This is a genomic window from Moorena sp. SIO4G3 (assembly GCF_010692305.1).
In the GTDB taxonomy this organism is placed as follows: domain Bacteria; phylum Cyanobacteriota; class Cyanobacteriia; order Cyanobacteriales; family Coleofasciculaceae; genus Moorena; species Moorena producens_A.
The window spans coordinates 1-20,862 of the sequence record NZ_JAAHIG010000066.1 but is presented as its reverse complement, the minus strand read 5'-3'; the positions used below and the strand labels follow the sequence as shown (position 1 = coordinate 20,862).

Annotated in this window: 17 protein-coding genes; 14 read left to right on the top strand and 3 right to left on the bottom strand. The window is 43.5% G+C overall.

All coding sequences use genetic code 11. The annotated features are described in order from the left end of the window. Window positions 1-81 precede the first annotated feature (81 nt). The 13 genes from F6J99_RS14565 (at window position 82) to F6J99_RS14505 (ending at window position 17,083) form a co-directional block, all read left to right on the top strand. A complete protein-coding gene (locus F6J99_RS14565; protein ID WP_293113542.1) occupies window positions 82-1,254 on the top strand; it encodes a glycosyltransferase family 4 protein in 1,173 nt (390 codons plus the stop codon). Window positions 1,255-1,277: 23 nt separating this feature from the next. Further along, a complete protein-coding gene (locus tag F6J99_RS14560; protein WP_293113541.1) occupies window positions 1,278-3,476 on the top strand; it encodes a polysaccharide biosynthesis tyrosine autokinase in 2,199 nt (732 codons plus the stop codon). Next, window positions 3,463-4,914: an O-antigen ligase family protein gene (locus tag F6J99_RS14555; protein ID WP_293113540.1), complete on the top strand. Its 1,452-nt coding sequence runs from the start codon at window positions 3,463-3,465 to the stop codon at window positions 4,912-4,914. Before F6J99_RS14560 ends, F6J99_RS14555 begins: the two co-directional genes overlap by 14 nt. Window positions 4,915-5,108: 194 nt before the next feature. Beyond that, window positions 5,109-6,296 carry a glycosyltransferase gene (locus F6J99_RS14550; RefSeq protein WP_293113539.1) on the top strand — a complete coding sequence of 396 codons (1,188 nt, stop codon included), beginning with the start codon at window positions 5,109-5,111 and terminating at the stop codon, window positions 6,294-6,296. A 484-nt stretch (window positions 6,297-6,780) separates the two neighbouring features. After that, on the top strand, window positions 6,781-7,737 hold the full coding sequence (locus F6J99_RS14545) for a glycosyltransferase family A protein (RefSeq protein WP_293113552.1): 957 nt from the start codon (window positions 6,781-6,783) through the stop codon (window positions 7,735-7,737). Window positions 7,738-7,857: 120 nt separating this feature from the next. Beyond that, window positions 7,858-9,642, top strand: a complete 1,785-nt coding sequence (locus tag F6J99_RS14540) for an ABC transporter ATP-binding protein (protein ID WP_293113538.1) — start codon at window positions 7,858-7,860, stop codon at window positions 9,640-9,642. A gap of 262 nt (window positions 9,643-9,904) precedes the next feature. After that, window positions 9,905-11,548 carry a glycosyltransferase gene (locus F6J99_RS14535; protein WP_293113537.1) on the top strand — a complete coding sequence of 548 codons (1,644 nt, stop codon included), beginning with the start codon at window positions 9,905-9,907 and terminating at the stop codon, window positions 11,546-11,548. Continuing rightward, window positions 11,545-12,282 (top strand): methyltransferase domain-containing protein, encoded by a 738-nt coding sequence (locus F6J99_RS14530; RefSeq protein WP_293113536.1) that lies wholly within the window; start codon window positions 11,545-11,547, stop codon window positions 12,280-12,282. Before F6J99_RS14535 ends, F6J99_RS14530 begins: the two co-directional genes overlap by 4 nt. After that, window positions 12,279-13,313: a polysaccharide deacetylase family protein gene (locus tag F6J99_RS14525; protein WP_293113535.1), complete on the top strand. Its 1,035-nt coding sequence runs from the start codon at window positions 12,279-12,281 to the stop codon at window positions 13,311-13,313. Before F6J99_RS14530 ends, F6J99_RS14525 begins: the two co-directional genes overlap by 4 nt. A gap of 2 nt (window positions 13,314-13,315) precedes the next feature. Next, complete coding sequence (locus tag F6J99_RS14520; protein ID WP_293113534.1) at window positions 13,316-14,275, top strand: glycosyltransferase family 2 protein; 960 nt, start codon at window positions 13,316-13,318, stop codon at window positions 14,273-14,275. 31 nt (window positions 14,276-14,306) lie between these two features. Continuing rightward, window positions 14,307-15,275, top strand: a complete 969-nt coding sequence (locus F6J99_RS14515; protein ID WP_293113533.1) for a glycosyltransferase family A protein — start codon at window positions 14,307-14,309, stop codon at window positions 15,273-15,275. Window positions 15,276-15,377: 102 nt separating this feature from the next. Further along, window positions 15,378-16,385, top strand: a complete 1,008-nt coding sequence (locus F6J99_RS14510) for an NAD-dependent epimerase/dehydratase family protein (RefSeq protein ID WP_293113532.1) — start codon at window positions 15,378-15,380, stop codon at window positions 16,383-16,385. A gap of 152 nt (window positions 16,386-16,537) precedes the next feature. After that, window positions 16,538-17,083 (top strand): redoxin domain-containing protein, encoded by a 546-nt coding sequence (locus F6J99_RS14505; RefSeq protein WP_293113531.1) that lies wholly within the window; start codon window positions 16,538-16,540, stop codon window positions 17,081-17,083. Window positions 17,084-17,186: 103 nt separating this feature from the next. Here F6J99_RS14505 and F6J99_RS14500 read toward each other — a convergent pair whose 3' ends face one another. The 3 genes from F6J99_RS14500 to F6J99_RS14490 form a co-directional block, all read right to left on the bottom strand. Continuing rightward, on the bottom strand, window positions 17,187-18,212 hold the full coding sequence (locus F6J99_RS14500; protein WP_070393439.1) for a DnaJ C-terminal domain-containing protein: 1,026 nt from the start codon (window positions 18,210-18,212) through the stop codon (window positions 17,187-17,189). Window positions 18,213-18,331: 119 nt separating this feature from the next. Next, the gene (locus F6J99_RS14495; RefSeq protein ID WP_293113530.1) at window positions 18,332-18,460 is read right to left on the bottom strand and encodes a hypothetical protein; all 129 of its coding nucleotides are present in this window, start codon (window positions 18,458-18,460) and stop codon (window positions 18,332-18,334) included. Window positions 18,461-18,783: 323 nt separating this feature from the next. Then, window positions 18,784-20,073, bottom strand: coding sequence for a glucose-1-phosphate adenylyltransferase (locus F6J99_RS14490; RefSeq protein WP_070393438.1), 1,290 nt, complete (start codon window positions 20,071-20,073; stop codon window positions 18,784-18,786). A 430-nt stretch (window positions 20,074-20,503) separates the two neighbouring features. Here F6J99_RS14490 and F6J99_RS14485 point away from each other — a divergent pair. Then, window positions 20,504-20,862, top strand: a 359-nt coding sequence (locus F6J99_RS14485) for a hypothetical protein (protein ID WP_293113529.1), incomplete at its 3' end; no start/stop codon positions are given.

The window sequence follows — 20,862 nt, the reverse complement described above, 5'->3', positions numbered from 1 at the left end:
GCAGTCAAATTTACATGCTCAGGGTGTCATCACCACTTCATTAGTTTGTCCTGAGTATTGTAAAACAGAAAACTAGAACTCATGAAAATTGCTGTAATTGGAGCCAAAGGAGTACCTGTTAAGCAAGGTGGCATTGAACGTTACTGCACAGAACTCTATCCCAGAATTGTTGCCCAAGGTCATTCGGTAGACCTATTTGCACGGTCGTCTTACACCAAGTCTACCGGTTTTTCATCCTCTGACTACAAAGGTGTTCGAGTGGTCTCTCTACCCTCGATACGCTTGAGAGGAATAGATGCTTTGGCTAATGCTGCCCTGGCAGCCATTATCTCCAGTGGCAAACGCTACGATATCATTCATTTCCATGCCCTAGGTCCAGCTGTGTTCTCCTGGCTCTCCAGAATTGGCTCTTCTGCAAAGATTGTGGTTACCTGTCAGGGATTGGACTGGCAACGAGCGAAGTGGGGGAAATTGTCGAGTGGGTTAATTCGTTTGGGGGAGAGGAACGCGGTGTACTCTGCCCATGAGTTAGTCGTAGTCTCACAAGCACTCCAAAATTACTTTCTCAACACCTATAGCAAGAATACAATCAATATTCCCAATGCTCCAGGGACTTACCCAGAGTCAGACCCCAAATTTGCCTATGGTAAATTCCTAGGTCTAAACCCGGGGCGTTACATTCTGTTTTTGGGCAGGCTTGTACCGGAAAAACGACCTGATCTACTCATCAAAGCTTTCCAACGGCTCAAATCTAACGGTTGGAAACTGGTGATTGCTGGTGGTGATAGTGACACTCATAACTACATCGCCAACCTACATGACTTGGCAGGCACAAATCAAGACGTGTTATTCGTTGGTGAACTCTATGGAAGTCGCTTAGCCGAGATTGTTCGGGGCGCAGGGTTATTTGTTCTGCCTTCGGATTTAGAAGGATTACCGCTGGTGATGCTAGAGGCAATGCAAGAAGGGATTCCAGTACTGGCTAGCGATATCCTTCCCCATCAGCAATTGATTGGTCAACAACGAGGTCTACTATTCCGAGCCGGAGACGTAGACTCTTGTGTCCAAAGTCTAGAGAAGGCGATCCGCCAACCTCAAGAGTTAGCAGACATGGCCAAGAAGGCACAAGACCATGTAGCCACTTACTATAACTGGGACAAAATTACTGCTGATAACTTGAGACTGTATCAAAAACTCTGTGCGTCGTCTGATGCCAAATTCAGTGTCACGCTCCCCTTTGTCAAGAACCAGTAAAACCACAGAGTTTCGTGAACTTTATGGACACAAGCCTTTCATCACTACCATTAGCCTTAAGGCGGCGGCTGTTACCAGCCCTTGCTACCTTTACATCTGTCATTGGTGGAGCGATTGCCTATTTGGTTGTCACCGCACCAGTGTACCAAGTGAAAGCACGGCTGATGCTGGACAATAAAAAGGTGAGTGTATCTGAGTTGGGTCGTAACCTCAGCCAAGTCCCTGCTAATACACCCGGTGGAGCTAACCCGATTGCAACTCAAGCAGAACTAGTGGGGTCAGAACGGGTTCTTGAGCGAGCACTTGACGAGATTGCTATACTGGGCAGTTCACAAGAAGGACTGACAATAGACACACTCCGTGAGGATTTAAAGGTAAAAATTGTGCCTGCCACCAATATTCTTGAGCTAAGCTATCAGGGTCAAAATCCAGAATTGGCAACCACGGTGCTCAATGCGATCGCTAACGCAATGGTTTCCGAAAGTGCTGAAGGGATTCGGTCAGAAGCTAAGGCTGTGCGGGAATTTTTGGAGAAAGAAGTACCATTACGGCGTTTGGAGGTGGCAGCAGCAGAAGCAGCGTTAAACAAATTTAAACAGACCAGTGGTTTAGTTTCTCCGGAGGAACAAACACAACTCTTAGTCAGGAGTTTAGCTACTTTAGAAGACCAAGAACGTGCTGTGTCTATTCAACTCCAAGACGCTAAAACCCGTAGCCAAGAACTCCAGACCATAACCAGTCTGAATAATACTCAGAATGCTTACATCGCTGGACGCATTGGTCAAGATCAAGAACTCCAAGCCTTACGAGCTCAGCTAGTCAACTTGGATCGGGAGTTAGCCAAAATGCGATCGCGTCTAACTGATCAGAATCCAGCGGTGATATCACTGGTTCAGGAGCGGTATGAACTCCTTACCCTCTACAATCAAAAACTTTCTCGTCTGTTGCCCACTAATCAGCCCACTAATCAAATTATTCCTCCTGGTGATGTGGCCTCTGATCAGTTGAGCCAGGACTTTACCTCTAGATTTATTTTAGCTGAAACAGAACGGTCGGTACTGGAACAAAAGCTCTACCTAGTGCAGACTGAGCGCATTAAACTCCAGAATCGTCTTGGTCAAATACCAGTTCTAGGGCAACCCTTTGCTACCTTAGTTCGCCGACAAGACGAAGCAATTGCCTCTCTTAAACTCCTCCAAAACAAACTCGAAGAAGCACGGATTGCAGAAGCCCAACTAGTTAACAATATTCAAATTATTGAGCGGGCAAAACTTCCTTCATCACCGAAGGAACCCAATCCAAAAGTGGTGCTGGTGATTGCTACTGCTGCTGGAATTGCCCTAGCTGTCGGTATGGTGTTGCTACTGGAGGTGATGGATAATACCCTAAACGATGCCTCGGAAGCGGAGGCACTGCTGAAGCTGCCTAGGCTGGGGGTATTACCGAAGATACCTGCTCAGGCACTCAGTCTTAAGCAACCGAACCGATTCTTAGCAGATATGAGGTTAATCGAGCCTTACCGCCTGCTCCTGACAACCATGGAGTTGCGTGCTCAGAAGAGGTTACAGCTGATTGTGGTCAGCAGTGCTGTTTCCGGAGAGGGTAAGTCAGTGGTAGCTTCCCACTTGGCTGCGGTTTCAGCAAGATTTTCCCGGCGGACATTGATTATTGATGGCGACTGGCGTCACCCAATGCAGCACTATTTCTTTGGCTTACCCCCTCAGCCAAAGGTTACAGATGTGATTGACAGCAATCAAACCTGGCTCGAAGCGGTGCAACCCACAGCGATCACAAACCTTTCGATTTTGACCTGTAGTGAGCTGCCTTCTGGTTCGGCTACCTTCCTACAGTCACAGGTGATGAAGTCTATTTTGGCAGCAGCCGCAGATCATTATGACCTAGTGATTGTAGACACCCCACCAGTTAGTAGTTTTGCTGATGCCCATAGCTTGAGTCGGTATAGTGATGGATTGGTGATAGTCACACGTCCCAACTTTACCCAGAAAAATATCCTACTACAGACAGTATCGGAATTGAAAGATAGTAGCACTCCCATACTGGGGTTTGTTGTCAATGGCATAAGCGATCGCACTCAACAGTACTATTCCGATTCCTTCGATAGTTACCAGCCTCAATCCCAATTCAGGCAGACCCATGGGAACGAAGCTAGCAACAATAATTGTGCTCTGATATCCAGGGGGGTTGATCATGGAGATTCATAACCCCTCGCATCGTTACTCTACTCTGACCTTTTGGCTGGGACTCGCAGGTGTGCCCATTGGTCTAGCCGTTGGCTTACTCGCAGCTACTCAGCCAAGTTTGCTGGGTTTAGGATTGGTTGCAGTAGCACTGGTGGTCTACTTCTTTGCCCGGTTTGAGCAAGCCGTACTGGGGCTATTGATATTGCGTAGCTCCCTTGATATTTTCTCAGATCAGGGCATACCAGCTGCCTTCGCCGTTGGGTTGATTGGTCTAACTTTGGTCTATGTGACCGTGAGGTTATTAACCGGTCAGATTGTTCACACTGATAAGTTTTGGTGGTTGCTAGCAGGTTGGGTGGTGCTACAAGGCTTATGGGTAGTACTGTTACCGTTAGGAGGACTAGGACTAGATGGCTCCTATTTTTCCACTGCTATCCGGGAGTGGGTACGCCTATTTTCTTGGCCGATGGTCTACCTACTAGTGATGCAGCTAAAGGACAGGCTTCCACCTCAAACAGTTATAAATCTGCTGTTTATTGGTCTGGTCATGCCCCTTACCGTCGCATCAATCCAGATCCTCTTGCCTGACTCAGTTCTTCCTGACCTGCTCAAGCCATCAGGGTATAGCCTTTCTGCTTCCTTAGAAGTAACTGCTCGCATCAACGGCACTCTCGGTCACTCCAATACTTTTACCACCTTCCTGTTTTTGTTTCTTGGCTTGACCTACTGGAAGCAGAATCAGGCACAGCAATCTAAGCCTTGGCTTCTCCTGTTAGGTGTACTGGCTTTTTTCTTCGTGAGTACCAAAGCTCTATTTGGGTTGATGATGCTGGCTGCTTTTATAGTCTTTTTGATTGGTCCGAGATTGAGCCTGCTTAACCTGATCGCAGGCATCGTCCTGTTTGCCCTAATGATCGGCTTGTTTGGCAGCACAGAGTTTGGACAAGAACGCCTCGGCTCCATCGCTCAAACACCACTGGGTAATCCAGATATCGATATTTGGAAGGCAATTCTGCTGTCCCAGGGAGATGGTAATAGTTTCAACTGGCGGCTGGCTCAATGGACCTATCTCCTAGAGCAATGGAAACACTTCCCAATCCTTGGTTATGGTCTTGGAACTAACAAACTCATCAGTAGTAATGGCCTGGAACCCCACAACGACTACATCCGTGCCCTAGTGGAAGGGGGAATTATTGGTCTGCTTACTTTTTTCACCTTTTTTGGTATTCAGATTGTGCGTCTTGTTCAGTTAATTAGATCAGCCACTTCTGGTAGTCAACAACGTACCTTGTGTTTAACACTGTTGCCGATTCTTCTAGCAATACCTGTGGGAATGCTTACGGATAATATTTGGACTCATACCACTCTCTTTTTCTACTGGTGGACTCTGTTGGCGATAGCTGGTTGGAATTGGAATAAACCAAATACTGAACAAAATACAATTGACAAAACAATATAAATTTTTATCTTGAATTAGGGCTGTTTATTTATGGCATAAATTATCTGAGATAAAAACGTATAGTATTTAGTGATAAACACTATATCAAGCCATACTAATTATAGAATTATATACCGTTAATAAAACAAATAATTTAATGAAAAATAAACTAGTTAATTTTAGTTAAATTTTTCACTATTTTTGGACTGTAAATTATGAATACTATGACTCAAAAACTTTTGGTTTCTGATGTCAAACCTCAGATGCCCACGAAAACCGAAAGCTCTTACAGAGTTGTAATCGTTCATCCCAGTGCGGGAGTCAATTGGAGTGGTGGCACCGAAAACTTTGCGATTGAGCTTACTCATCACCTTAGTTCTTATTTTGAGGTGGAATTGTTAGCAGGGGCTCCCTGTAGTCCTTTTTACTATCCTGCTGGTGGCATCCCTCGTACAAAAGCTCGTCACCTCCTAGGTAATCCTTTAGTTAACTCAGTGTTCAGCAGCTTCTCTACTCACCCTGATATGGTCATTGAACACTTGAGTAGTTTTCTTCCCTGTGCAATGCGACTGCTAAGAAAGCCAGCCGACTTAATCTTTCCTTGCAATGACTATGGCGGTTTGGCAATGGCAGCTTTTGTACGAGGACTGATTGGCACACCCATTCTGTTTAAAGCACACACTGGTTTGACTGGCGGTGGACAATCACTAGCGCGAAGCCTGCGATTTCGTCCCAATCATCTGGTAGTTTTCTCTGAGAGAATGGCTGACTTTGTTGATAAACAGCGTCTTAATCAGCCTGTCACAATCATTCCCAACGGCGTAGATATGAATCGATTCAAGCCAGAGGGAGATCATATCGACCTAGGTTTGAACAAGCCGATTGTCTTGTGTGTTGCTTCTTTAAACCGTAACGATCACAAACGGGTTGAACTGGCAATTCAAGCGATCGCAAAGCTTTCCTATGGGAGTCTTCTGATTTGTGGCAATGGACCAGACCGTGAGTATTTTCAAGCATTAGGTGAGGAATTGCTGGGAGCTAATCGCTTTGCCATACAGACCTTTCCCTTCAATCAAATGCCTGACGTTTATCGGTATGGGGATCTATTTACCCTCCCTTCTATCGATGAACCTTTTGCCAATGCTTACCTGCAAGCAATGTCTAGCGGTTTAGGAGTTGTTACTACTGATGATGAGATTCGTCGCTATATGATTGGCGATGCTGGAATTGTGTGTGATGTCACCGATCCAGATGTCTATGCTGGAGCGATCGCACAGGCTTTGACCAAAGATTGGGAAACTAAGGCTAGACAGAATGCCATGCGTTTTAGTTGGAACATGGTTGCTCTACGCTATCGCGATTTAATCATGGAAATGATTAGCCAGTCTAGGAAAGACTCATAGATCCAATGAAATAGTTAAGTATTTGCTACTTCTACCAAAATTTTATAAGCCCAATTTACCGGTTATCTGTTGCCTTTGATCACAATTAATCTGTCTGTCGTATTATTGTTTCGATTTAATAAGTAGTCGGACAAAAGTTTTGGGTGCTGTATAAAGTTTTGTAAATAGAGACAAAACCTTTTGGGGTAAAGGTTACAAGCATTTTACAGTTTTCGAGACAGTACCGTTTATTTATGTCCGACTACTTATCACTTTTGACAATCACTTTTGATTAAAAAACTTGACCATTTTTGACTTATAAATTTAAAAAAAAAAACAAAATAAATAGCCTGATCATTTTGAAGTGTTAACAGCGAATACAAGCCACTGAATTGATTTATGTATACTATTTGCAAAGCATAATTATTTCAATGCCATGAATTCATTAATAGAGTAATTTTTAATTTTTAATTGATAATTTTGAATTGGAGCGAAGCGATTGACTATGCCAAAAGTTACTATTGTTATTCCAGCATATAATGCGATGGAATACCTCCCAAAAACAGTGGAGAGTGTTTTAGCACAAACCTTTGCTGACTTTGAGTTACTGATTATCAACGATGGTAGTTCAGATCACATTGTTGAATGGGCATCTCAAATAGCAGACCCCCGAGTCAAACTGATTTCCCAAGAAAATCAGGGAGTGTCTGTAGCACGAAATACAGGCATCGCCCAGGCTGAAGGCAAATATATCGCCTTCTTAGATGCAGATGATTTATGGAAGCTAACTAAACTTGAAAAACAGGTAAGCTGTTTAGAAGAATATCCAGAGGCAGGTCTAGTCTATACCTGGACAGCTCTAGTTGATCAGCAAGGTAAACCCACAAACAGCATTATCGCTTTCCATCAACAAGGAAATGTCTGGGAGCAAATTTTGGTGGTTAACATGATTGGCAATGGCAGCTCAGCTATGGTTCGTCGGAGTTGCTTTGAGACTGTCGGAATGTTCGACCCCAACTTATCCAGCGCTGCTGATCGAGATATGTGGATTCGGATTGCAGCTAACTATCTATTTGCCGTGGTCAAAGAACCATTAACTCTTTGGCGACAGCATCCCAGTAGCATGTCTAAAAGGCGTGAGGAAATGATCCAGGATTCACGTCAGGCCATAGAAAAAAATTTCCAATCTGTTCCCTCTGAGTTGTTGTACTTGCGTAACCGGAGTTATAGCTATTTAAATCTCTACCAAGCTTGGAATTCAGTGGATCAGGGAAACTACAAAGAAGCAATGCATTTCCGTAGACAAGCTTTCTTGCACTATCCACAAATGCGCTATTCAGAGAGCTATATTCGCCTGAGTTTAGCAATTATGTTAATCCGCTGGTTTGGACCTCATGGCTACGACAGCGTGCGATCGCTTACCCAAACTCTGCGTCAACTAGCGTTGGGTATTTCAACTTAATCTTTTCTGTAATCGAAGACGAATTTATAAAACCTTTAGAATACTACGCTAAATCATTCCCTATTCCCTATTCTCTATTCCCTATTTCCTGCACCCAGCCCTTAGGATTAACAATAAAGCATGAATCAAATCAGAATCCTATCGCCATTACTTAAATTTTATCCTTGGGTTTTGCCATTAATTATCACCTTAGGAGTATTCTCTTCTTTGGCAGAAGGATTTAGTATTAGTTTATTTATTCCTCTTCTGGAAAGTTCTGGTAATATAGGCTCTCAAGTCTTCCAAAATAGCTTTGTATTAAATAATATCGAACAAATCGTTATTGATCTGCCAAGGGAAGCTCGGATTTTAGTTATTGCTTTCTGTATATTCATAATACTTTTATTGAAAAACTTAATTGTTTATATAAATAAAAGTTTAGTGTCTTGGCTTTACCTTAAGATTAACCATCGGTTACGATCCAGTGTTTTTAATCAGCTTTTGAAAGTAAGTTATTCTTTTTTAGAAACGAATCAATCAGGAAAATTACTCAACACACTGACTGAGCAAACCTGGCGGAGTTGTGAGGCTTTATCGCATTTTTTTAACCTGATCATTAATGTCTGTACCATTTCTGTATTTGTAATTCTGTTACTGTTAATATCGTGGCAACTAACCCTTTTAGTTGCTGCTGGATTAGTACTAATTTCCCTCAGTATCAAGTTGGTGACAGGATCCGTAAATGACAGAGGGAAACAAGCGGTGCAGGCTAATTCTGCCGTTGCTTGCCTGATGTTGGAAGGGTTTTCTGGAATGAAGATAATTCGGGCTTTTGGCCATGAATCCTATGAGCAGAAGCGTTTTGATGTGGCATCAAATCACTTAAGTAATACTTTACTAAAGATTCAGCTTTTCGCTAAAGTTGTCAATCCCCTTTCTGAAGTACTCTCGACAATTCTACTTCTATGCATTCTAGTTATTGCACTGCTTCATAACCAAGCTACCCTACCGACATTACTAACGTTTCTATTTATGCTCTATCGTCTACAACCTCAGGTGAAACAGTTAGATAGTGCCCGTGTGGAACTTGCTGCGTTGACAAGTGCTGTAGAAGACGTCATGTATCTTTTGAATCCCTCTGATAAACCTTATATTCACTCGGGTAACACTCCTTTTAAAGGTCTTAGACAAGAAATCTCTTTTGAATCTGTCACCTTTCACTACAACCCTTCGGAAAAACCTGCACTTAAGACTATTTCAATTGCTATCCCACAAGGTAAAACCATTGCGTTAGTAGGCTCTTCAGGTGCGGGTAAATCGACAATTATTGACTTGATTTACCGTTTTTATGACCCGACAGAGGGAGAGATTTATGTAGATGGTTGTCCCTTGCAACAGCTGGATCTAGCTGACTGGCGCAGCCGAATTGCCCTGGTTAGTCAGGAGATTCATATGTTTAGTACAACAGTAGGGGAAAACATTGCCTATGGTCGCCTGGATGCTACAGAAGACGAAATTAGAGCAGCAGCCAAACTTGCCCATGCCCATGAATTTATCACTCAATTGCCTGAAGGTTATGATACCAAGGTAGGAGACCGGGGAATTCGACTCTCAGGAGGTCAGCGACAGCGTATTGCCTTGGCTCGTGCTATTGTTCGCGACCCAGAAATTCTGATTCTCGATGAGGCAACTAATGCTCTCGATAGTGTTTCCGAGAACTTAATCCAAGAGGCGCTAAGTAATCTTAGTCAAAATCGAACGGTGATTGTTATTGCCCATCGCCTCTCCACCATTGAACAAGCTGATCAGATCTTGGTGTTGAAGCAGGGACAGGTGATCGAACAAGGGAAGTTTAAGGATTTATTGAAGCTCAATGGATTCTTTACTGAACTCTATCGCTTGCAAAATCGCTATGTCCACATTTGATAAAAGCAAGTTAGCTGTCTATCTCCTACATCATTAATTAGACATTGAATTGATTGGATAAATACTAATCTTTGCAAGAATAATATCTGTCATATTTTAATGTTTTTTTTGGCTTAAAATCTATTAGTTTTAATCGATAACAATCCTAAATAAATTGATAAAATATTTGTTCCCGATTCCCGATTCCCGATTCCCGATTCCCGATTCCCTGTTCCCTGTTACCTCTTCCCTTTGCTAGATAACTTTTGTATAACTTAATGAGATGAATAGCAAACCATTAGTTTCTGGAATTACGATTTTCTTAAATGCTGAAAAGTTCATTGAGGAAGCAATAGACAGTGTAATTGCGCAAACCTATGACCATTGGGAATTGCTGCTGGTAGACGACGGCTCCACCGATAACAGCACTGCCATTGCCCAACGGTATGTGGAAAAATATCCTGACAAGGTACGTTATCTAGAACACCAAGATCACGAAAATCGCGGCATGAGTGCCTCCCGTAATTTGGGTATTCGTAATGCTAAGGGTAAGTACATTGCTTTCCTAGATGCTGATGATATCTGGCTACCTCAGAAACTGCAAAAACAGATAGCAATTTTGGAGTCTCATCCAGAGGCTGCTATGGTCTATGGAAATACTTTGTATTGGCACAGCTGGACTGGCCATCCTGAAGACAGTCAGCGGGACTACATGCCAGAATTGGGAGTTCAACTCAATACTCTGATTCAGCCACCAACCCTACTTAAATTCTTGATACAAGGTGAAGGCGCTGCCCCCTGTATTTGTAGCTTTCTGATAAAACGGCAGATTGTCGAAGAGGTCGGTGGATTTGAAGAGACATTCCGAGGTCTTTATGAAGATCAGGTCTTTTTATCGAAAATTTTCCTGAAGACCCCTTTGTTTGTGGAAAGTGGATGTTGGGAAAAGTATCGTCAGCATAAAGATTCTATTTGTTATACATCCCAAGACACAAAAAAAGAATATACGGCTCGTCGGACTTTCTTGAATTGGTTAAAGGAATATCTGTCTAAAGAAAGCTTCAAAAACCCTGAACTTTGGTCTGCTCTACAAAAGGAGCTATGGCGATATCATCATCCAGCCTTGCAGTATTGGAAAAATCGTATTCGATATTTTGTAAAACTTATGAAAAAACAGTTGAAAGCACAATTGCAACCAATAGCAAAGCTAACATTGCCTGCCTCTACATACCGTTGGTTACACGATATATTCCATGGTCGTCTACCAGTAGGATCGGTAAATTTTGGCAGCCTGCGGCGGGTTACACCTATCAGTCGGGAGTTCGGCTATGACCGTGGTCTTCCCATAGACCGCTACTACATCGAAAAATTTCTGGCTCACCGCAGTAAGGACATCCAAGGACGAGTCTTAGAAATTGGAGAAAACACCTACACCTGTCGTTTCGGAGCAGACCAGGTCACAAAAAGCGATGTACTGCACGTCGTGGAAGGCAATCCCCAAGCCACCTTTGTCGGAGACTTAACTAACGCTGATCACATCCCGTCAGAGGCTTTCGACTGCGTAATCCTGACACAAACCCTACACCTAATCTACGACATGGGGACTGCTTTAGGGACACTCTACCGAATCCTTAAGCCTGGTGGAGTCTTGCTGGTCACCTTTCCGGGAATCAGCCAAATCGTTAAATGCGACTGGGGCGATGATTGGTGTTGGGCATTGACCTCTCAATCCGCACGGTTGCTATTTGAAGAACTATTTCCCAAAACAAACGTTCACGTTGAAGCCCATGGCAATGTACTGGCAGCGATCGCATTTTTGCAGGGACTAGCCATGGAGGAGTTGACCCAGAAAGAACTTGATTACCGAGACCGCGAGTATCAAGTCTTAATTACGGTCAGGGCAGTGAAACCGGAGGTGAAATCATGACTATAACAGAGGTTAGCAGATGGCCTATTTCTGTATACCGCTGGCTACGAGAAATATGGCACGGTCGTTTACCAGTAGGATGGGTCAACCTTGGTAGCCTCCGACGAGTCAAGCCGATCAGCTCTGACTTCGGTCTAGATCGGGGTTTACCTATTGACCGATATTATATTGAGCATTTTCTTGCCCGTCATGGTCAGGATATTAAAGGACACGTACTAGAGATTAAGGAACCTCTCTACACTCACAAATTCGGTGGCGATCGCGTCACCCAGAGTGACGTGCTTCATGTGGAAGAGGGTAATCCCCAAGCCACGATTGTGGCAGATTTAACCAAGGCTGACCATCTACCATCCGACACCTTCGACTGCATTATCCTAACTCAAACTCTCCCATTCATCTACGATGTGCCAGCCGCCCTCAAAACCCTCCACCGCATTCTCAAACCCAGCGGTGTCCTACTCGCCACTGTTCCAGGCATCACCCAAATCAGCTGTGATGATATGAATCGCTGGGGTCAATACTGGAGTTTCACTACTCTGTCAACTCAGCGGCTTTTTAAGGAAGCCTTTCGAGAAACCCCAGTGCAGGTTGAAGCCCAAGGCAATGTGTTGAGTGCGATCGCATTTCTGCACGGCTTGGTAACTAAGGAATTGCGCCAGGCACAACTCAACTATCACGACCCTAACTACCAGGTCTTAATTACGGCTAGAGTCGTCAAGGAGCTGAAACCATGACCATAGGCAAGGTCAGTCAAAAATTGGAACAGACAGCCTGGCGGCTCAAAAATAAAATCTTGCCAGGTGTGCTGATCTTAATGTACCACCGTGTGGCTGAAGTAGATTCAGACCCTTGGTCTCTATGTGTAACCCCAGAGAATTTTGCTGAACATCTAGAGGTTTTACGAAAACATCGTTACCCTCTGAGTCTACAGCAATTGACACAAACAATTCGCGTCCGCCAGCCTATAAAGCGGTCAGTTGTTATCACCTTTGATGACGGCTATGCTGATAATTTTTACAATGCTAAACCATTATTGAAACGCTATGACATTCCCGCAACAGTTTTTGTAACAACTGGAGGAATTGGGCATAGCCGTGAATTCTGGTGGGATGAACTAGATAGACTATTACTACAACCTGGTATATTACCGGAAATACTTCAGTTAACTATCAACGACAGTACCTACACATGGGAATTAGGCGAAGCCGCCTATTACAGTCAAGCTGATTACCAATTTTATCGCCATTGGAGTGCTGCAGGAAAAGAAGATCCCACCCTTCGCCATACCCTCTATCGCTCCCTTTATCAACTGCTATATCCTTTATCTACCCACAAGCGAGAAAAGGTGCTAGAGGCAATTAGGGTCTGGGCTAATGCTGAACCAATTGGTCGCTCGACCCATCGCTCTATGTCTCCTGAGGAACTGTTAGCTCTCGAAGAAAGGGGACTGATTGAAGTCGGGGCTCACACAGTAACCCACCCATTTCTTTCTAAACTTCCAGTAGCTTCCCAGCAGGATGAAATCCAACAAAGCAAACACTATCTTGAGGAAATCCTAGGGCATCCAGTTACGAGTTTTTCCTATCCCCATGGGGATTACACTACTGACACTATTTCCATTATCAAAGAAGCTGGATTTACCTGCGCCTGTTCTAGTGTTGTTGACCGGGTTCAGGAAGATAGCAACTCTTTTCTGTTGCCTCGTGTTGAGGTTCAGGATTGGGACGGGAAAACGTTTGCTCGTTGGTTGTCAAGATGGCTTTAATTATGAGTAACAAACCACTAGTTTCCACTATCATCATTTTCTTAAACCCTGAACCATTTCTTCAAGAAACCATTGAGAGTGTTTTTGCTCAAACTTACGACAACTGGGAACTACTCCTGGTCGATGATGGTTCCACTGATGGTAGTACAGAAATAGCCTTGCAGTATGCTCGCAAATATCCAGAAAAGGTGCGCTATCTCGAACACGAGGGTCACCAGAATCTCGGCATGAGTGCCACGCGCAATTTGGGTATCCGCCATGCCAAAGGTGAATATATTGCTTTTTTAGATGCCGATGACATCTGGTTACCAAATACTTTAACAGAGCAAGTTGTTCTCTTGAATGCTCATCCCGAGGCTGCCATGGTTTACGGACCAATTCAATGGTGGTATAGCTGGACTGGAAATCCTGAAGACCAACAACGCGATCGCGTGGAAAAGGTTCGTGTGCAAACCGATACCCTGATCAATCCACCAAACCTATTTCTTCTTTTATTACAACGGCGAATTAGCATAGCGGGGATGTTGGTTCGACGTCAGATTGTAGAAGATGTTGGTGGTTTTGAAGGAACCTTCCGAGGTCTGTATGAAGATCACATCTTTTGCAGCAAGATTTGTCTCCATGCACCAGTTTTTCCAGTGAGCAATTGTTGGTACAAGTATCGACAGCACCCGAATAACTGCTGTTCTATTGCAGAAAAAACAGGCAAAGAGTATGTTACACGTCTATTTTATTTGAATTGGGTAGGACAGTACTTATCTGAACATAAAATCAAAGATATCAAAGTCTGGTGCGTCTTCATCAAGGAACTATTACTAGCTAGTAATCCCACTGTGTACTCTTGGTCCTCCAAGTCTATGTATCTTAAATGGAAGATCAAACAAAGACTATTAAGTATATTGAAAACGTTTTCAAAATTTTCGGAACTCAGGTCATTAATATTGTCCATTAACGGAAAGTAAATAAACTTGAATTGAATAGGAGTGATATCAAATGAGTCACAAACCACTAGTTTCTGGCATTATGATCTTCTTAAATGCTGAGAAGTTCATTGAAGAAGCCATTCAAAGCGTATTTGCCCAGACCTATAACAACTGGGAACTGCTGCTGGTAGACGATGGCTCTACCGACAACAGCACAGCAATTGCCCAGGGATATGCCCAAAAATACCCCGAAAAAGTAAGCTATCTCGAACACGAGGGTCATCAGAATCGGGGCATGAGTGCCACACGCAATCTAGGCATCCACAATGCCAAAGGGAAGTACATTGCCTTCTTAGATGCTGACGATATTTGGTTGCCGCAGAAACTGGAAAAACAGCTAGCAATTTTTAGTTCACAACCAGAAGCAGATGTAGTTTGTGGTCTAACTAAATTTTGGTATAGCTGGACCGAGAAACCTCAGGATATTGATCGCGACTCCATGCGAGAAATTGCTCCTGACTACGATACTTTGTTTGACTCCCCCAGGCTGCTCACGCTTTTACTGGAGAGTCAAGCTAGAACTCCTGCAACTTGTAGCGTCCTGATCCGGCGAACACTATTTGATGTTACAGGTGGGTTTGAAGAAAGCTTCCAGGGAATGTACGAAGATCAAGCCTTTTTCGCCAAGGTATATCTGAAAGCCCCTGTATTTGTCACTAGTGACTGTTGGGATTGGTATAGACAGCATCCTAATAACTGCTGTTCTATGGCAGAGCAAACAGGAAAATACACTCCTGGTCATCTGAATCCAGCACATCTGACCTTCTTAAACTGGCTATCAAAGTATTTATCTCAACAAGGGGTCAAAGATACTGAACTCTGGGATGCTCTCCAAAAGAGACTCTGGTCTTATAAGCATCCGATCTTGTACTATCTTTCGCGACCTAAGCTTCTGGTGAGGTTAATCGCACAGCGGACATTTCCTGTAAAAGTTCGCTATTGGTTTCAGATTTCAAACAAGGTGTTAAAGAGTACTTAGTGGAGCGCATTTTGATGATTAATTTTTACCATAGCTAGGCAAATAAAATTTACAAAATTCAACTTGAGTAGTTAAAAAGTAGTTAGTTAAACCTGAAAAATTATGCACTTTATTGTCACTGGCGGATCTGGTTTTATTGGCTCTCATATTACCGAACAACTTCTATCAGAAGGTCATCAGATCACAGTAGTTGATAACCTCGCCACTGGTAGCCTACAAAACCTACCTAAGCATCCTCATCTCAAATTCCTTGAAAAAGACATATCTACCTGTAAACCAGAGGATTTTATAACTAAATTTACAAGTAAAATTGATGGCATTGCCCATTTAGCAGCCACCCCCTCGGTTACAGCATCTTGGCTGCAACCTCTAGAGTCTCATCACAATAATCTTTCGGCAACGATTGCTGTTATTGAACTTTGCAAAACCTTAAACATTCCTAAACTAGTCTTTGCCAGCTCAGCCGCTGTATATGGCAATCCCAGCCAAGTCCCTATTTCAGAAAATCAACAGACTTCTCCTATTTCTCCCTATGGCTTACAAAAACTGGTGAGCGAGCAATATGCCAGTTTATTTGCCAAACAAATAGATTTTTCATTTGTCGGATTACGGTTTTTTAATGTATTTGGTCCTCGACAAGTACCTAACTCCCCATACTCCGGTGTAATTTCTATATTTGTTAATGCTATGCAGGATAATTTACCCATCACTATTTACGGAGATGGGACTCAAACACGAGACTTTATTTATGTCAAGGATGTTGCAAGGGCTTTTGCCAAAGCTTTAACAACACCCCTAGAATCTGGCTCATGCTTAATTTGTAACTTAGGCACCGGAAAATCTACTTCTTTACTTCAGCTAGTTTATAGTCTAAAAACCTGCTTTCCTCAGTGGAAATCAGAAACTAAATTTGCCCCTCCCCGTCCAGGAGATATTCAACATTCCCAAGCTGATATTTCAAGGGTATATTCCTGTTTAGATTTTACACCTCAGTGGTCAGTAGAGTCAGGTTTACAGCGTTTAATCGAATCATTAAAATTAAGTTCATTAAAATTAAGTCCGGTTAATCACTATAAACTTTCACCCATTGAAATTCTGAATCGGTGCTGATGGCAAGATGGGGTCCAGTTTTGCATAAGTTCTGCTGGTTTATGGGTAGCGATCGCTCTTCTTTCCCTGAACTAGCTACAGTTGAGGGTGCCTATCGGTAAACTATAACAGTAACCATAAACTATTCCCTGTCTAGGACAATTGAACCCCTGATGCTAAGAGACCTTAACTTTAGTGGCTTAATCAATCAGCGCTTCTTCCACAATTTTGTGCCTGTACCAGCAACTAACGCGCTACAACTCGGAGCAAGGACACCTGATTTTGAGCTACCAGATATTACCAATAACCGTCAGATCAAATTATCGGATTATCAGGGCAAACAACCGGTCATCTTGGCATTCACCCGCATTTTCACAGAAAAGCATTACTGTCCCCTGTGCTTCCCTCACATCAAAAACATCAATGAGAACTACCAACGCTTCACTGATCAAGGGGTTGAGGTGTTAATGATTACGAGTACAGATATCAGGCAAAGCCAACAAGTTGTTAACGATCTCAGTTTACAAATGCCACTGCTGAGCGACCCCAACTGTAGAACTTTTCGCGCCTATAACCTTGGTCAAGCACTTGGTGCTCCCCTACCTGCTCAATTTCTTTTAGATCAGCTAGGAAAACTCCGCTTTCAACATCTATTTTCTTTCGTGAATCCCAATGCTGAAGTAGATACACTGCTCAATGCCATCGACACCCTCTTATGAGGTAAAGTCAATGGTCTTACCCCTACTCCCTACTCCCTACTCCCTACTCCCATTAACCCACTCCTAGTAAGTCCCTCACCCAATTGAGAACTGCTAGATATAATCAAAGTCGAACTTGGGACAAGTGACTGCGGGGATTGAAGCGGCGATTTTCACGGATTTTTTCATAGTACTCCCGCTCCTGATTGGTGAGGTTTTTCGGAGTTACTATCGTAATTCGCACTAACTGATCACTACGTCCACCCTTAGGTAAAGACCAGCCTTTACCCCGCAACCGTAGAGATTGACCAGAACGAATACCAGCAGGAATATTCATACTCACAGAACCATCTGGAGTTGGTACGTCGATTGACCCACCCAAAACGGCTTCATCTGGTGTGATTGGCACTTCGCAAACCAGATTCTCACCATCGAACTCAAAGAAAGAGTGAGATTTTAGTTCTACTTTCAAATACAAATCTCCCTTTTGCCCATTCAGAGGGTTGACCTGACCCTTGCCTCGCACCCGAATACGACTACCGGGTTTCGCACCAGGGGGAATCTTGACAGTTATAGTTTCACTACCTAGGCTGAAACGTTTTTGGACACCATTAAAGGCTTCAGACCAACTGAGGCTAATGGTTGCTTCCCGGTCAGCACTTGCTCCTGTAGTGTTGTTAAAGCCTGAGGTGCTGCTATAGCCACTAAAACCACCAAAATCATTAAACCCATTAGAGCTAGAAGTACTTGTACGGTAGGAGTAGCTATGACTACTTCTGCCAGCACCACCGGGGGCACCAGTGCTAAAGCGACCCAGCAATTCATTAATGAACTCGTCAAAGCTACCGTACTGGCTAAAATCAAAGCCACCAACATCAACACCGACTCCACTACGACCAGACCATCCTTGTCCCGCTTGCTTCCAGTACTGACCAAATTGATCGTATTTCTTGCGTTTGTCCGAGTCAGATAACACTTCGTAGGCTTCATTGACTTCCTTAAAGCGAGCCTCGGCTTGTTTGTCACCAGGATTCAGGTCTGGGTGGTACTTCCGGGCCAAACGCCGAAAGGACTTTTTAATGTCATCAGCATTAGCAGTTTTGCTGACTCCTAGGATGGAGTAATAGTCTTTGAAGTCGGTCGCAGCCATCAAGAGTGTCTCCTAATCGTCTAAGATCGTAAGGGGTAAGTTATTGCCCTTGGATTATGGTTTATCTACCTCAACGCCAGGGTAACAAAGGTTTCAAGTAAACTTAGTTCGGTTGTTCCTCACTGCTGCGATCGCAATTTCCGTACATGGTAATACTCTGTTAAGAATGTTTTGAGTGGTTTTGGCAAGGTCTTACGGAGATCTTGCACCAAGTTGAAAATCGACCTGTGAAGGTAGGCAACAGGCATCCTAGCAATAGGCAACAGTGATAATATTTGACTGTTTCTGTAATGAAATTGATTGTTATCCGTTAGGCTATTTAGTATTTCTGTACTGGTGCAAGATCTGAGTCTTAGGTAGCAAGGTCTGAGGGTAATGGTTAATGGTTTTAGTACTTAATACCTAGCCTAAGCATGTCTAAGCCCTAATCCTTAGGCTAAGCCTGTCTAGAGTAAGCGTGTAAGGGCTGACGCCTGACCGCTAAAGGCTGAACGCGCACGCGTGCGCGTAGCGCATATGCTTACAGCGTGCCTAATTTTGATGTGGATTAGCTTACCCTTTCCACCCCATACTAAATCACGGCTCCATGGGGAATTACGGCATTTTTGATCACTACAACAATGCCATTACGAATATAAAATCCCTCACTTTCGCAGTTGGCTTCTTCCACACGATCCTTGTTGAAGATTTTGACATTGTTACCGATACAAGCATTTTTATCGATAATTGCACGACGAATAACGGTATCCTTACCAATCCCTAAAGTCACTTGGCCTTGTTCTTGGGCTGAGAGACGTTCTGTTAAAGATTGATAGTAGTCAGCCCCCATAATTAAACTGTCCTCGATAACTGTTCCAGCTTCCACTCGCGATCGCAATCCCAATACCGAGTTATTAATGCGGCAGTCTTTGAGAATACACCCTTCTCCAATAATTGACTCTGTTACCCGACAGTCTAAAAGCTTTGAGGGCGGTAGATAACGAGCCCTGGTGTAAATCGGAGCATCTTCCTGATAAAAGCTAAAGGATGGCTTAGGTTGACGAGTCAGGGATAAATTAGCATTGTAGAATGCCTCAATGGTGCCAATATCTTGCCAATAATCATTAAATAAATAAGCTTGAATGTTATACTTCTGCATCGAGGCTGGGATAACTTCGTGACCAAAGTCTGTGTGCTCAGAATTAGCTTCGAGGAGTTCTTTCATCACTGCTTTACTAAACACATAAATTCCCATAGAAGCAATGTAAGGACTATTTCTGGCTTGTTCTGGCGTAAGTCCAAGCACAGTAGTATCCACTTGCATTTGTTTAAGCAATTCCCCTGTAGGTTTCTCGCGAAAATCAATCACCTTACCCCGATCATCAATTTGCATCAAGCCAAAGCTAGATGCTCGTTTCTCATCAATAGGCACAACCGATAGAGTAATATCCGCTCCAGTGTCCCGGTGACGTTGGACAAATAAGCGATAGTCCATCCGGTAGAGGTGGTCTCCGGATAAAATTATGTATTCATCAACATCCCAGCCATCAAATAGCCAGAGATACTGACGAACTGCATCTGCTGTTCCCTGAAACCAGCTTGGGTTTTCCGCAGTTTTTTGGGCTGGTAAAATTTCAACAAACCCTTCTGAGAAGCCAGAGAAATTATAGGCACGGGTAATGTGGCGATTGAGAGATGCTGAGTTAAATTGGGTTAATACATAGATTTTGTAAATCTCAGAATTAATGCAGTTACTGACAGGAATATCGATCAAGCGGTATTTGCCTGCCACTGACACTGCTGGTTTAGCCCGGGGCTTGGTTAAGGGATATAAGCGGCTTCCTGCGCCACCACCAAGAATGATTCCTAAAACTTTTTTCACAAAACACCTCTGAAACGCTCATGCCTGAACAACTCCAGTCTCTGACGGGTGTGGGGCAGTTTTCAAGGGGGGTAAGCCAGTAATTTATTATAAACGCAAAGTTTTCGAGAAGTCTATGTAAAATCCCTAGTTAGCGCCACAGTCAATTCGGTACTTTCCCGGTGAACAGTAGTAGGTCAAGGGGAAGACAATAAAATCGCTGGGTCAAATTAATTGGGGAAAGGTTTTAAGACAAATTGAAACCCGGTCGGGGATTTGTATTGCCAGAGGATGGATAACTCAGATCGACACCTATACCAGTGGGTGTCTGAAATCACTTTAGCCAATTCCTATTGACCCAAACCCGAAGCCAATTCGGATGCAGCTATCCCTAATTAGCAATTGGTACTAGCTATCGCTATAGATAACTAACTAAACATTTTGAATCACTATGGCAAACGTTACTCTTTCAACCACAAATATCGACCTTAATGAAGGTAGTTCTCAACAGCCGTCATACACTATTGCCTTAGACCCCCCACCAACTCAACCCGTCACTGTTACCCTCAGAACTGATGGGCAGAGTCAAATCAATGTGGATGAGCAAGGGTTCGATACCCAACACACCGTCGTCTTTAGTGACAACTCAGCAAAAACTGTAACAGTGCGGGTTAATGATGATGGCACTGCTGAAGGTGTTCACCCAGGCACCATCACTCACACTGTTACAGCCACAGAGGACGAAGAGAACTATCCTCTAAATACCGAACTTACTCCTGTCAGCCTTGACATTACCGATAATGACCCAGA